This window comes from Lelliottia sp. RD5, assembly GCF_056032945.1.
On sequence record NZ_JBVYHQ010000001.1, the window covers coordinates 271912 to 285161 of the forward strand.

The 13250-nt window shown below is 54.8% G+C and carries 21 protein-coding genes; 20 read left to right on the forward strand and 1 reads right to left on the reverse strand.

What is annotated here, in order from left to right:
* Nucleotides 1–86 precede the first annotated feature (86 nt).
* The 10 genes from AC0LWE_RS01460 (at nucleotide 87) to AC0LWE_RS01505 (ending at nucleotide 7221) form a co-directional block, all read left to right on the forward strand.
* The gene (locus tag AC0LWE_RS01460; RefSeq protein ID WP_474264670.1) at nucleotides 87–407 is read left to right on the forward strand and encodes a hypothetical protein; all 321 of its coding nucleotides are present in this window, start codon (nucleotides 87–89) and stop codon (nucleotides 405–407) included.
* A gap of 55 nt (nucleotides 408–462) precedes the next feature.
* Nucleotides 463–915 (forward strand): lysozyme, encoded by a 453-nt coding sequence (locus AC0LWE_RS01465; protein WP_474265147.1) that lies wholly within the window; start codon nucleotides 463–465, stop codon nucleotides 913–915.
* Nucleotides 912–1289 (forward strand): DUF2570 domain-containing protein, encoded by a 378-nt coding sequence (locus AC0LWE_RS01470; protein WP_474264672.1) that lies wholly within the window; start codon nucleotides 912–914, stop codon nucleotides 1287–1289. Before AC0LWE_RS01465 ends, AC0LWE_RS01470 begins: the two co-directional genes overlap by 4 nt.
* Nucleotides 1207–1440, forward strand: a complete 234-nt coding sequence (gene lysC / locus AC0LWE_RS01475; protein WP_474264674.1) for an Rz1-like lysis system protein LysC — start codon at nucleotides 1207–1209, stop codon at nucleotides 1438–1440. The genes AC0LWE_RS01470 and lysC overlap by 83 nt, the downstream gene beginning before the upstream one ends.
* Nucleotides 1441–1820: 380 nt before the next feature.
* A complete protein-coding gene (locus tag AC0LWE_RS01480) occupies nucleotides 1821–2036 on the forward strand; it encodes a hypothetical protein (protein WP_421550105.1) in 216 nt (71 codons plus the stop codon).
* Nucleotides 2037–2201: 165 nt separating this feature from the next.
* Entirely contained in the window at nucleotides 2202–2840 is a 639-nt protein-coding gene (locus AC0LWE_RS01485) for a putative metallopeptidase (protein ID WP_474264676.1), read from the forward strand.
* A 32-nt stretch (nucleotides 2841–2872) separates the two neighbouring features.
* The gene (locus AC0LWE_RS01490) at nucleotides 2873–3352 is read left to right on the forward strand and encodes a DUF2280 domain-containing protein (protein WP_474264678.1); all 480 of its coding nucleotides are present in this window, start codon (nucleotides 2873–2875) and stop codon (nucleotides 3350–3352) included.
* Nucleotides 3339–4811: a phage terminase large subunit family protein gene (locus AC0LWE_RS01495; RefSeq protein WP_474264680.1), complete on the forward strand. Its 1473-nt coding sequence runs from the start codon at nucleotides 3339–3341 to the stop codon at nucleotides 4809–4811. Before AC0LWE_RS01490 ends, AC0LWE_RS01495 begins: the two co-directional genes overlap by 14 nt.
* 12 nt (nucleotides 4812–4823) lie before the next feature.
* On the forward strand, nucleotides 4824–6275 hold the full coding sequence (locus AC0LWE_RS01500) for an anti-CBASS protein Acb1 family protein (protein ID WP_474264682.1): 1452 nt from the start codon (nucleotides 4824–4826) through the stop codon (nucleotides 6273–6275).
* On the forward strand, nucleotides 6211–7221 hold the full coding sequence (locus AC0LWE_RS01505) for a phage minor head protein (RefSeq protein WP_474265149.1): 1011 nt from the start codon (nucleotides 6211–6213) through the stop codon (nucleotides 7219–7221). The genes AC0LWE_RS01500 and AC0LWE_RS01505 overlap by 65 nt, the downstream gene beginning before the upstream one ends.
* Here AC0LWE_RS01505 and AC0LWE_RS01510 read toward each other — a convergent pair.
* Entirely contained in the window at nucleotides 7205–7405 is a 201-nt protein-coding gene (locus AC0LWE_RS01510; protein ID WP_474264684.1) for a hypothetical protein, read from the reverse strand. The genes AC0LWE_RS01505 and AC0LWE_RS01510 overlap by 17 nt on opposite strands.
* A gap of 48 nt (nucleotides 7406–7453) precedes the next feature.
* Between AC0LWE_RS01510 and AC0LWE_RS01515 the strand changes: the two genes are divergently transcribed.
* The 10 genes from AC0LWE_RS01515 to AC0LWE_RS01560 are packed head-to-tail and all read left to right on the forward strand — an operon-like array spanning nucleotide 7454 to nucleotide 13212.
* A complete protein-coding gene (locus tag AC0LWE_RS01515; RefSeq protein WP_474264686.1) occupies nucleotides 7454–8848 on the forward strand; it encodes a DUF2213 domain-containing protein in 1395 nt (464 codons plus the stop codon).
* Nucleotides 8848–9285, forward strand: coding sequence for a hypothetical protein (locus AC0LWE_RS01520; protein ID WP_474264688.1), 438 nt, complete (start codon nucleotides 8848–8850; stop codon nucleotides 9283–9285). The genes AC0LWE_RS01515 and AC0LWE_RS01520 overlap by 1 nt, the downstream gene beginning before the upstream one ends.
* Before the next feature lie 11 nt (nucleotides 9286–9296).
* A complete protein-coding gene (locus AC0LWE_RS01525; RefSeq protein WP_474264690.1) occupies nucleotides 9297–10328 on the forward strand; it encodes a major capsid protein in 1032 nt (343 codons plus the stop codon).
* Between the two features lie 39 nt (nucleotides 10329–10367).
* Nucleotides 10368–10655 (forward strand): hypothetical protein, encoded by a 288-nt coding sequence (locus AC0LWE_RS01530; protein ID WP_474264692.1) that lies wholly within the window; start codon nucleotides 10368–10370, stop codon nucleotides 10653–10655.
* Nucleotides 10656–10657: 2 nt separating this feature from the next.
* Nucleotides 10658–11038, forward strand: a complete 381-nt coding sequence (locus AC0LWE_RS01535; protein WP_474264694.1) for a DUF7370 family protein — start codon at nucleotides 10658–10660, stop codon at nucleotides 11036–11038.
* Nucleotides 11038–11211 carry a hypothetical protein gene (locus tag AC0LWE_RS01540; RefSeq protein ID WP_474264696.1) on the forward strand — a complete coding sequence of 58 codons (174 nt, stop codon included), beginning with the start codon at nucleotides 11038–11040 and terminating at the stop codon, nucleotides 11209–11211. The genes AC0LWE_RS01535 and AC0LWE_RS01540 overlap by 1 nt, the downstream gene beginning before the upstream one ends.
* Nucleotides 11211–11561, forward strand: a complete 351-nt coding sequence (locus AC0LWE_RS01545) for a hypothetical protein (protein WP_474264698.1) — start codon at nucleotides 11211–11213, stop codon at nucleotides 11559–11561. Before AC0LWE_RS01540 ends, AC0LWE_RS01545 begins: the two co-directional genes overlap by 1 nt.
* A 2-nt stretch (nucleotides 11562–11563) precedes the next feature.
* Complete coding sequence (locus AC0LWE_RS01550) at nucleotides 11564–12028, forward strand: HK97 gp10 family phage protein (RefSeq protein WP_474264700.1); 465 nt, start codon at nucleotides 11564–11566, stop codon at nucleotides 12026–12028.
* On the forward strand, nucleotides 12025–12408 hold the full coding sequence (locus tag AC0LWE_RS01555; RefSeq protein WP_474264702.1) for a phage tail termination protein: 384 nt from the start codon (nucleotides 12025–12027) through the stop codon (nucleotides 12406–12408). The genes AC0LWE_RS01550 and AC0LWE_RS01555 overlap by 4 nt, the downstream gene beginning before the upstream one ends.
* A gap of 60 nt (nucleotides 12409–12468) precedes the next feature.
* Nucleotides 12469–13212, forward strand: a complete 744-nt coding sequence (locus tag AC0LWE_RS01560) for a phage tail tube protein (RefSeq protein WP_474264704.1) — start codon at nucleotides 12469–12471, stop codon at nucleotides 13210–13212.
* Nucleotides 13213–13250: the final 38 nt, after the last annotated feature.

Consider the following 13250-nt stretch of genomic DNA (forward strand, 5'->3'; position numbering starts at 1 on the left):
TCCATACAGCTAACCACTTACCTTTGATCGCATTGGGTGAGGCGCTTTTCCTATGACACACAGCACCCCGACCCCGGAGGTGTGGAATGCAACGTATGAACCCAACAAATGGACACGATCTGCCGTACTGGTGGTCGGCTGCCTTGGGCCTGTTCTCTTTGCTTAGCCTGCAGGATTACGTGTTTATTATCGGTGCGCTGGTATCGGCGTTCTTCACGATAAAAACCTATTACGCAAAACGGAAAGAAGAGCGTGAGCGTATGGCTGAGGAAAGGAAACGAACCCAGCTGCTGGAAAACTACTTATCTGATGTAGGTAAAAAACCTCACTCCGATCGTCCGGCTGCCGCCGAGGTGGTAACGGAGGCAATGCGGAGAATCGCCAGTGACCCAGTTGAAACTGAGTAAAAAAAGTGGGGCGGCGGGAGTTGTTTGCTCTGTCGGCGCAATCATCGCCATTGTGATGAATGCGGGTCATGTCAGAACAAACGAGCGAGGGCTTGAGTTAATAGGTAATGCTGAATCTTGCCGACGTGATCCGTATGTCTGCCCGGCTGGTGTGCTGACTGATGGTATGGGGAATACGCATGGCGTGAAGCTCGGTACCGTTAAGTCTGACCAGCAGATCGCAGCCGAGTGGGAGCGCAACATCCTTGATGCCGAGTCCTGCGTTAACCGCTACGGGAATGGCAGAAAGCTATCTGACGATACTTTCTCAGCGGCTGTATCGGTAACGTTTCGTGCTGGCTGCGGAAACATGCGCACCTCCACGATGTTCTCTCTTCTCAGAAGTGGGGATATCACGGCAGCATGCTACCAGTTCCCGCGCTGGGTATGGGGTGGAGGCAAGATTCTGCCTGGTCTGGTTACTCGTGCCGGGGAAGAAGAAGCGCTCTGCCTGGACGGTGTGAAATGAGCCGACTAACAGCCTTCATCTGCGCTGTCGTTATCTGCCTGCTGGTTTGCATGGTCTGGGCGATTAACCACTACCGCGGCAACGCCATCACCTACAAAGACCAGCGCGATAAGGCGATGGTCCGGGCAGACACATCAGAGGCGATCACCAGCAACGTGATCACCACGATGAACCTCATCCGTGACATCTCACAGGCTACCCAGAATGCAAAGAACGAACTGGCCCAAAAAGGCGAAACGCGCATTGTCTACATCAGGCAGGCGCTTGAAGGCGATATGTGCGCTAAGCAGCTTGTTCCTACTGCCGCTGCTGACAGCCTGCGGGAATACGCAGACAGTTTACGTTCCAGCTCCGGTAGTTCCGATAAGCGCTGACCTGACCGCAGACACGCCGATCCCCGGAATGGTGGTTCCGTTCACGTGGCAGGCAAGTCTGGAGTTAAACGCGCAGCTTTATACGGCGCTGGGGCAGTGCAATCTGGATAAGGCGGGAATTAGAAGGGTAGAGGAAAGCCGAAAGCAGTAATCCATAACGCACCAAGTATTACTTTTGCAAAGATTGTAATTAGTGGCGCATAGGCAATGGCTAGCTGGCAAATCATTTTATTCTTCTCTGTCATTATACCTCCAAGGTTGATGGTTAAGAGGAATGGAGCATTACGCTTTCTTCCCTGTAAAGTGACATTCTAATATCAGGGCAATCTCATCAGGGTGTGATTGGGTTATATCTATTGTGTAACTTATATCGGCCAGAGAATCTGCTGTCCTATAGTCCGCCCTAATTGGTCAATATCTCTATAGTGTGGGTATGATGCATAGCCCCGCCTTTCTGGACCGAAATAAGCTAAATATCCCCGCAAAGGGATAAAACAAAAATATCCCCGATAGCGGATAAAGAGGTTCTCAATGTCCGACATCTACCAAATCACTATCACCACCACATCGAAAGAAACCTTCACCGGCCTGATGAAACGTAGCCAGCCCGAAATCATTAATGGATTCGTAGCGCTGGCGACCGACACAGGCGAGTGGCGTTATTTCCGCCCAGATAGCGTGGAGCAGTTCCACTTTGTGCCGGTGATTGAGGAAGAATCAAATGGCGACGTGCAGACTGTCAGTTGAAATCAAAAGCAGATGGTGGCTTCCCGTCTACATCAGGACGCTGACACTATTCTGCATGATGATGCGGTGTGAGCCGGATTATCAAAAGGTCGCTGAATTCATCGTTAAACATGGCATTAGCCAAATGGTGACGTCGGAGCCAGTAAAGAAATAACGGAGTAACCCATGGCGAATGATGACGAGCGCAGGCCATACCCGCCAGTTAACTTCATCGACTCCGACAGCTGGCAGCCATACACCAGGCTGATCCCCGCCAATGAAGTGCATGAGTGGATAAGCCGACAAATCCTCAGCGATACCGGAAGCATCCATAACCATGACCACGAGCATCTGCTAGAAGCTGATCTCTGCTTCATGTGGGCATCTGGCTCATTCGCGAAGAAGGGGCGCTACGTTCTCGGCCAGGCTGAGCAGGTAATGCTCCGTGCCGGTGGATGGCAGAAAGCCAGAATGGAACAGCAGATGTATGAATGGTTCGGGCGCATCCCGAAGTTCATCATCACCCTGTCAGCCGATTACTGTTCACAATGCAGCGACCTCGAGTTCTGCGCACTGGTAGAACATGAGCTTTACCACATCGCCCAGGCCACCGATGATTTCGGTGCGCCAAGATTCAATAAAGATACCGGGCAGCCAGTGCTTACACTGCGCGGCCACGACGTTGAAGAATTCACTGGTGTCGTACGTAGATACGGTGCCAGCAAAGAAGTACAGGAGCTTGTTGACGCGGCGAATGCGCCCGCAGAAGTGGCTCACATCGATATAGCCAGGTCATGCGGGACATGCATGTTAAAGCTGGCCTAACGTTATGACTGATTATGACAGGCAGGTAATTTATGGCGGCACTGAAAGGTGAGGTCAAAGCCTTCATCGTTCAGTCTCTTGCCTGCTTCGATACTCCATCCCAGGTGGTTGAGTCGGTCAAAAAAGAATTTGGCCTGAGCATCACGCGTCAGCAGGTCGAATCCCACGACCCGACGAAAGCAAACGGCAGAGGGCTGGCGAAGAAATGGGTTGAGCTTTTCCACGACATCCGTAAGCGCTTCCAGACCGAATTAAGCGACATCCCGATCGCCAACAAAGCCTATCGCCTCCGCGCGCTTGACCGGATGATGACCAAAGCCGAAGGAATGAAAAATATGGCGCTGGCTGCCTCGCTGATGGAGCAGGCGGCGAAAGAATGCGGCGACGCATACACCAACAAACAAAAGGTGGAGCATACCGGTAAAGACGGCGGGCCGATCGAGTCCTCAACGCTTACGCCGGAAGAATACAAGCAGGCTCGACGGGAGATGCTGGAGGATGACGAGTGTTGAGCAGCGGACCCATGCCCGCAAAATAGAATGTGAAGAGGACGGGCTGTATTTCTCCCGTTACTTTTTCAAACAGCGCACCGGCGGCAAGATGATCGTTGCGCCACACCACAAGGTAATCCAGCAGGCGTTGGATCGGGTGGTGAGCGGCGAGATAACGCGGCTGATCATTAACGTCCCGCCGGGTTATACCAAAACAGAGCTGGCGACCATCAATATGATGGCGCGCGGTCTGGCGCTGAATAAGCGCGCCCGTTTCATGCATCTGTCTTATTCGCACAATCTTGCACTGCTGAACTCTTCTACAGCTCGCGGAATGATTAGGTCGAAACTCTATCAGGCGATGTGGCCGATGGAGCTGCGCGACGATGCCGACAGTAAAGCGATGTGGTGGAATGAGTTCGGCGGCGGCGTTTACGCTTCGTCCGCTGCGGGGCAGGTTACCGGCTTCCGAGCTGGGCACATGGAGCCTGGCTTTCAAGGCGCGCTGATCATCGATGACCCGGTTAAGCCGGATGATGCCTACAGCGACGTAGTGCGCGGTGGGGTTAACAACCGTTTTAACGAAACAATCAAATCACGACTGGCAATTGAATCTACGCCGATGATCGTGATTATGCAGCGCATCCACTATAACGACCTCAGTGGTTATCTGCTGCGCGGCGGAAGCGGTGAAAAGTGGCATCACCTCAATCTTCCGGTAATCATCGACAACAGCAAAAGCTACGACGAAGTTTACCCAGAAAACACCCACGCCATTCCGATTGACCATGGACTGCCTGATGGCTGGCTGTGGCCGTTCAAACATACCGAATCACACCGGGTTTCTCTGTTCTCACACCGGCGCACCGCCGATGCACAGTACATGCAGAATCCGAAGCGCTTCAATGCAGAGGGCGCGCTGTGGGATGAGGCAATGATCAACGCCTCCCACGAAATGCGGATCACGCAGGAGATGACTCGAACAGTCGTTGCAATCGACCCTCAAGCAACCAACAGCGATGAGAGTGATGAAACAGGTATATCTGTTGCCAGCGTTTACGGCAGCGGCGATGAACGGCAGTACACGGTTGATGCTGACTACAGCGGCAAGTTCTCCCCGAACGGCTGGGCCACTCGAGCTATTGAGGCATACAAGCACCATGAAGCTGATGCCATCGTGATCGAAACGAACCAGGGCGGCGACATGGCCGAGGACACACTGGTCAATGCCGGTTTCACAGGCCGGATCATTCGCGTACATGCCAGCAAGGGTAAGTTTGCGCGTGCAGAGCCCATATCGGCGCTCTACGCGCAAGGTCGCGTTGCTCATCATGGCAGTCTCTATATGCTCGAAAACCAGTTGATGGAATACGTCCCATCTACCGCCAAAAAATCACCTGACCGCCTCGATGCAGCTGTGTACGCGCTTACCGAGCTATCCGAACCACAATCTATTGGCATGTTGGTGCGCTCGCGCTAACGGAGGACACCAGTGAACGAAAGCCAAATGAAAGAGCAGCGCGCCTCTAACGCCAGCATGGAAAAGGAACGCAATAAAAACTTGTCAATGCTGTTCAATGGTACCAGCAACACAAAGCGCCAGCGTCTCTATCAGGAGTTCGGCTATCCGCTTCACCTGACCTTTGATGACTTTTATCGGGCGTACCGTCGTAACGCGGTGGCCGGAGCAGCCGTAACGCGTATGGTTGATGGATGCTGGGAGGACTTCCCGGAGGTTTACGAGGGCGATCAGACAAAGGACGCATCGAAGCAAACCGACTGGGATAAACGCGTCAACAAACTCCTTAAACGTTGCTGGGAGCAGATTAAAGGTGCCGACCGGCGCAATCTGGTTGGGCGTTACTCGGCGATCCTGCTTCAAATTAAGGACAATAAGAAGTGGTGGGAGCCAGTAGATAAGGCAGTTGTTAGCCGTCAGCAGGAAAAGGCACTCGTTAAGCTAATCCCTGCGTGGGAAGCACAAATCGACCCTGTTAACTGGGACGATAACCCAGACAGTGAAACGTTCGGTGAAGTGACGATGTACTCATTCACCGAGTTGCCAGTTGACGGGAACTTTGACGCCCGACCTGGGCGAATCATCAATGTGCACCCTGACCGGGTAGTCATTCTGGCAGAGGGATCTGATGATGGCGTGATGACGTCAGGCAAGTCCCTGCTTGAGGCTGGCTTCAACAAGTTGCTGGACATCGAGAAGGTGAGCGGCGGGGCGTCTGAGGGATTCCTGAAGAATGCCAGTCGCCAACTTAACTACTCATTCAGCGAGAAGACGAACTTTTCTGCGCTAGCGAAAGCGCTCGGCGTGGCGGAAGGGCAGCTTGCGGAAGCGCTTGATCAGCAGGTCCGTCGCCTTAACGACAGCACCGACAGCGCAAGCTTTATGCAGGCTGGTACCGCTGAGGTATTGAGCGTTGCGGCGGCTGACCCAGAGCCGACCTGGAGAACCGCACTGAGCGAGTTCTGCGCTACCGTGCCAATTCCGGTGAAAGAGCTTGTTGGAATGCAGACGGGTGAGCGCGCCAGCACCGAGGATGCCAAAGGCTGGGGGCGCACAAGGATGAGCCGACGTAAAGGCTTTCTGACTGACATTATCACCGATGTGGTTTCGCGATTCTGGGTGCTTGGCATTATTCCCCCGGCGCAGAATGAAGAAATCACCGTAGGCTGGTCTGATCTGCTGGCTCCGAGTCAGGCAGAGAAAATTGCCAATATGGATAAGCTGGCAGACGTGGCTGTGAAATCGACGAATGCTTTCGGTCGTTCGGCTATCGAAGAGAACGAAATCCGCGCTGCTGGCGAGCTGCAACCACTGCCTGAGCTTGATGATGAGGTTCCGCCTGATGGCAACAAACCAAAACCTGATCCTCTGGCCGACCCTCAGTCAGAAGCCGAAAAGTCCGGTGATACCACGGTCGAAAGTTGACCCCACAATGTCGCGCAAGTCCGTCAGCAAGATGGAGCGCGACATCGAGGGTCGGTATTACGCGATTAAAGTTGCGCTGAAAGCCCTGTTCGACCAGCGCCTGACCGGTAGTGAGCGAGAGGCAAACAGCCATAACTGGCACTTCCTCTGCCACGACAACGGCGAGGATATGCGGATCTACAAGGTCAATGCTGGCAAGTTCATCTACGACATGACGCCGCAGGAACTGGCCGACCTCCTCGAAGCGGTGCAGTCGATTCTCGACGATTATCTGCTGGAAGGTGGCGAGCAAAATCTCTGGGCGATGGACTATGTCGTCGCTGAGGCGCAGCGCGGCACGTTGGAGGCCTTTAATAACCTCTCGCAGCAGTCGCAGGTGTACGCCAGCCAGACAACGTTACAGCAGCTTTTAAGTAGCCCTGGTCATCTTAATCAGGTGGCGGCGGCAAGGCTGACAACGTTCAGTGACTGGAAGGTCATTAGCGACACCGCTCGCGGCGATCTAACCAACATCATCACCGATGCGGTAGCACGCGGAGTGAATCCTCGTGAGACGGCCAGCGTTATCAGCAAGCGCCTCGATGTGTCGATGTCGAAGGCCAAGGCCATCGCTCAGACTGAGCAGGTCGGCGCGCTACGGCAGGCGCAATGGAACGAAACAGACTGGGCAGCGGATCGGCTTGGGCTTAATACCGGCTTGTTGTGGCTGTCAGCACTCAAGCCAACGACGCGCACCTGGCACGCCAGTCGTCACGGCAATGTCTACACCACCGAAGAGGTGCGGGACTTCTACGCCGAGAACGGCAACCGGTACAACTGCTACTGCAGCCAGATTCCGGTGCTGCTCAACGACGACGGCAGTATTGTCAATGAGGGTCTGGCGGATAAGCTATCCCATGAGAGGAAAATCTGGGATAGCCAAAAGAAAATCAAAGAGGAAGGATAGCGGTGATGGATACTTCAATTGTAACCGATTGATCCTGTCCGGTGATGAGGTCTGAAAGGGCCCTCATTGCTGCAGCGCGAACAATTGGAGAATCTGCTGCTGGCGCTGATGGGCTGCTTATAACGGTATCAAGGGTGTGAGGTTTCCCGTTAATTGTACCCTTAAATAAAATTTTATAGTCCACATTTACTCCTTATTAAACAGTTTATTACGCTCATAAAGAGGATAACACGTGAAGCTATCTAGCATCCACGTTAAATCCCTCGCCATCAACGCCTCCAATATCTCAACGACAACCATCAACGGCCAGGAACACTACGTAATTCGTGGTGCGGTCCCGATCGTCGATGACATCGTGATGAATGGCGGCCTGTACCCGGCGGAGGAAATTAACAACAGCTACCTGACGATGGAGCGCAAGTTGATGCCGCTTGGTCACCCTATGGTGAACGGCAAATACGTCAGCGCCAACGACCCGCAGGCGGTTAACGATTATTACGCCGGGGCATGGGCTCAGAATGTCAGCAAGGCCAACGACAAAGTCGTGATGGACGTTTACGTCAATAAGGCTGTGGCAGAGACAAAGCCCGACGGCGAACGCCTCATTCAGCGCCTGGACGACATGATTACTGGCAATAACGCCGACCCGATTCATGTTTCTACTGGTCTGCTGCTGAACAAAGAGCAAAAGGCAGGGGAGTCGAAACAGAAGAAATATTCTTGGGTCGCTCACAACATGCAGTTCGACCACATAGCGATCCTGCTGGATGAGCCCGGTGCTGGTACTCCGGATGAAGGCGTCGGCATGTTCGTCAATGCTGATGGGCAAGAGGCTGATGTCGAAACGACGAGCCTCATCGATGCCGCCAATAGCCTGAAAGACGGCTGGTGGAACAAAGTGAAGTTCTTCCTGGGCAATTCCTCTGAGATGTCTTTTGATGACATCTATCAGGCGCTACGTATGTCCATCAAGCAGGCCGATAAGAAGTGGCGCTACGCCGTCAGCGTCTGGCCTGACCATTTCGTTTACGAAGAGGATGGCGATAACGCCAAACCCAAGCTCTTCGACCAGAAATATCTCATCTCTGACAAGGTCGTAACGCTTGTCGGCGATCCAGTAGAAGTCGTGCGCAAACCAACTGAGTACGAAGTCAAAACCAACGGAGAAGAAAACCCGATGAAAGAGAAGATGATCGCCGCGCTCAATGCCGCAGGCGTAAAAACCGAAGGGCTGACCGACGATCAGGTCTGGGATGCCTACAACCAACAGGCGCTGAAGAAAGAGGGCAATGGCGACTCTGGACAGGCTCAGATTAATTCTGACGCGATTACTGCGGCAGTAAATCTGGCACTAAAACCACTTACCGACGAAATCGGTACGCTGAAATCTCAACTGCAGGCGAACGCTGAGAGCGATCTGAAAACCAAGCGTGATGCGGTTAAAGCGAAATTCTCGTTCATGACCGAAGCAGCGATCAACTCGCTGACTGGCGACGCGCTGAACGACATGTACTCACAGTGCCAGACCAGCACCGGTCTGAACCCATCTTTCCATCAGGTCAATGCTGAAAACGACCAGTGGAAAGACTACGACCTCAATGCTGGCATCGATCAGGAGAAAAAATAATGGTCGCTAACGTTATCTATCGTGGTCCGGTCGAGCGTGAGCCGGAAACCATTAACATCCCTGTTGCTGCGGCGCTTAATCCTGGCTTGGCAGTAAAAATCGCATCAGGCAAGCTCGCAGTGGCCACGGATACCACTGGCCGTTGGTTCATCCTCGGCAATCGTCGATTCATCGGCCAGGCAATCACAACGGCATACGCAGCCAACGAAACAGGCGTGGCGTACCGCATTGAAGGCGAACAGGAATACAACGTTCGTCTGGCAGCAGCTGCCTATACGGTAGGCCAAGAGCTGACCATCGGTACCGGCGGCGTATTCAAAGCGGCTGCAACTGGCAACCAGGTCGTCGCAACGTTCGACGAAAAAGCAGGGCGCACTCTGGCGGCGGAAGGTTTCGCCGACGTGGTGATCCTCTCCACTCCGTACGCCAAGGCATAAGGAAAACACGAATGTTAAAGTTTACTCCACAACAGCAGGCGCTGATTATCAACGCCCGTCGTCGCTGGGACATGATGCAGCGCAATATGGCTGCGCAACATGGTTTCGCAGTCAACGATGCAAACGGCCAGTTCATCGCGTTTGATGATCTCGTCGGTAACGCCTCAGTGCTACCGAAAGATGTCTGGGGCGAATGGGACCGCTCGGCGATTACTGTGCAGCGCGATGTGCTGTCAGTGTTCAATGACCTGGCAGGGAGTGTTTCTCGCCCTATGGCCCTCGGCAAGATCGTGCACTACTTCATGACCCTGTCAGATTCCGGCGATGTAAACATCAGCCTGGATGGTCGCGGCAAGGCGAAGGGCGATCAGCCAGTCATGGATTACGAAGGCACGCCGCTGCCTATCATCGACAGCGAGCTGACTTTCGGCTGGCGCCAGATGCTGGCAGCGCAGACTGAAGGATACTCTCTGGACAGCGATGCCATCTCCAACCATCAGCGCAAAGTGGCTGAGAAGCTGGAAGACATGGTGCTGAACGGCGATCCAAACATCAACGTCGGAGGCGCGACCATTTACGGCCTGCGTACTGCGCCAAACCGCGCAACCGGCACGCATGGTCTTGACCTGAACGGCGCTACCGGCGCTCAGTGGGTCGGCGCCATCTCCGCGCTGATTGGGCTGCTGCAGTCCAAGAGTTTCTACGGCCCGGTAACCATCTACGTGAACTACAAAGACTGGTTCTACGCGTCTGTGAACGACTACGCGGCCAACTATCCGAAGACCATCCTGTCCCGCATCATGGAAATCCCTGGTGTTGCGGCGCTGGTTCCTGGTTCGAAGGTACCGCAAAACGAACTGCTGGGTGTGGTTAAGCGCCCTGACGTTGTGCAGATCCTCAACGGCATGCCGATGACCATGCGCCCGAAAGCTCGCCAGAATCCGGAAGACGATTATGTCTTCTCCGTGCTGGCTGCTGCGGCGCCGCAGTTCAAACACGACGCGAATGGCCAGGCCGGTTACGCCCAGCTGACCAAAGCATAATTCATGGGGCTCAGGCCCCATCTTTTTTACGGAGGCCGTATGGCTGGTAAAGAACAAAAATGGCTGCTCACCCACGACAGCCACGAACTGAAAAAGGGTGAAGTCTACAAAGGCGAGACTCTCCCGTTGTGGCTGGCAGGAAAAGCGATCCCGGTAAGCGAGCAGGTCCTGGAAGTGGCGACTCCTGCCGACGTGCAAAAGCTGCAGGCTGACCTCGACGAGGCCAATGGCAAAGTTGAGTCGCTGACCGCTGACAACACGAAGCTGCAGGCTGACTTCGATCAGGCTCAGAAACAAATCGACGAGCTGAAGAAAAAGGCGAAATAACCATGGCTGACCCAATCACAGCGGCAGACGTGCAGGCGTTCCTCGGTGAATTGGGTTACTCCATTCCGGGCGCGCTGCTGGAGCCGATCCTCTGCGTGGTGAACAAGATTATCCCGTGCCTCGATGGCGCGGGCTATGACGAGTGCACCGCGAAGCTGATCCTGATGTACGCCGCCGCGCTTACGGCTACGTCGTCCGGCGCGCGCCGCATCAAATCGCAGGGTGCGCCGTCTGGCGCGTCCCGGTCGTTCGATTACGATGCTGACAGCATTACCTGGTTGCGCGACTCGCTGGCCCGGCTTGATACCAGTGGATGCACTGGTGAGTTGCCAATCAGCGCCGGTAACAGCGTCGGCCTGTTCATGGTGGTCGGGGGCTGCTGATGACTTACAAATCAGTGACAGAAGGCAAACCTAAGCCGTTCACCCGCGTATGGGTGATGACCGACACCGGGCGGGAGACTACCGGCTTCGTTAAATCGGATGGTGAGTGGTTCATCAACTGCCCGCGCATCCGGGCTACCGGCGCGAAGGTGCTGCGCTGGAAGGAGGGCTGATGTCATCGGTAGCGAACTGGTCATACACCGCCACCGCCACTATCTGGCGAAAGATTGGCGGTAACGATGAATTGGGTGACCCGATTGGTTATGCCGAACCTGAGCAAATCCTCTGCGATTACGAGGGCGGGCTCAGCAAGAAGTTAGCCAGCCTGGGCGCGGAAATCGTCGTGAAGAATACCGTGTGGACGGAGTTCGCGCTGGCGACCGCCGGTGATTACCTGTTGATCGGTGAATCCACCGAAGCAGATCCGGTTGCTGCTGGCGCTGACGAGGTGCGGCAGGTCATCCGCTATGCCGACACGTTCGAGCGAGTGGCGGATGATTTCGCCATCCTGACGGGAGTGTAATCATGGGCATCAAGGTGAAAGGCATCGGCGCGGCGAAAAAGCACCTGAACGACACCATTAACGACGTAAAGGGGCGCAAGGTCATTCGAGCGCTTCAGTCGGCGATGATTCTCATCGGTGCCCGGGCGGCCTATTACACCCCGATCGACACTTCAACGCTGATTAACAGCCAGTTCCGAGAAATCGATTCTGGTGGCGTGCTCATCACCGGGCGCATTGGTTACTCAGCCAACTATGCCGCGTACGTGCATGAGGCGTCAGGCAAGCTGAAAGGCCAGCCGCGCGCGCACTTCGGCGTAACGAGCAACCGTTCGTCAGTTGGCCCACAGAAACCGAAAGAGTTCGGCGGTGGTACCGGCAAGGGCAACTACTGGGATCCGCATGGCGAACCTCAGTTCCTGACCAAAGGCGCGAATGACGAGCGCGATGCGATAGACTCGGTGATGCGCAAGGAGCTTTCTCTATGACACCCATGATGCACGAACGGGTGCGAAATATGTTCGGCGACGCCGGGCTAACGACCGGCTTCACGGTGCAACAGCTGATGTACGACGACCCGAGCGATCAGTCGAAGGCTGTTATCGTGTTCAGGCCAAACGGCGGGTCGAATATCCGCACCAATCTCGGATCCGAGTATCACGTCCTGGTCGACATTGTTGGCGCGAAAGATAAACGCAAAGACGCGCTTAACGCTGTCCAGCGCATCGTCGATTATGTCCAGGCCAACCCCATGGCTGACGAGTGCGTCGGCTACATCCAGAACATGGGCGCAATCCCAGCGCCGGTGCTCACAGAAGAAGGGCGAATAGTCTTCCGACTCCAGTTTGCCTGCACTTACGGCGAATAGCCATTCCAACCAAATGACCCGCTCCGGCGGGTTTTCTTTTATGTAAGAGAGGAGTTTCACATGGCTAATTGCCAGAACTCGAACGAGCGCCTGTTTGGCGGCGCGGTCGTGCTGGAAGTCGCCGATGGCTGCCCGGACGTCAAACCACTGGAGTCTGAGTGGATGTCGCTGGCCGCTGGCACGTCGAAGGGCTTCGACTTCAATCCGAACTCGGTCACCTCGGATGCTGATGACGGCGGCGGCTATGTCGAAACCATCATCACCAACAGTGACTTCACCCTTAGCTTTGAAGGTGAGGTGCGCAAGAAGGACAAACTGGATCAGTACGGTGTCGGCAAGTTCATCAAGTATTTTGCTGATGAGTTGAAGGCCAAGCGCCAGCCTGGCATCTGGGTGCGTATGGACTACGGCCCGGTCGAATTCATCGGCTACATGAACATCACGGCGCTGAGCTCTGATGGTGGCACTAACGATATCGTCACGTTCTCAACCGAGTTCAAAGTCGGCGACGCAAGCACCATCGAAGTGAACGAAATCACTGCGGTCGCGGTGACCGGTGTAACCGTAACCCCTGCAACCAGCACCGGCGCGTCAGGCGGTACCAGCACCTTCACGGTGAATATCGCCCCGGCCGGAGCAACCAATAAAGACTTCACGGTTGCATCAACCGATCCAACGAAAGCCACTGCGACCGCCTCCGGCACCACCGTAACGGTGAACCGCGTCGCCACTGGCAGCGCGCAGATCATCATCAACACCGAAGACGGCAACTTTGTTGCTGTGCACACCGTTACCGTCAGCTAACGGATATTCCAAAGGGCGGCGTGCTGCCCTTGATAATG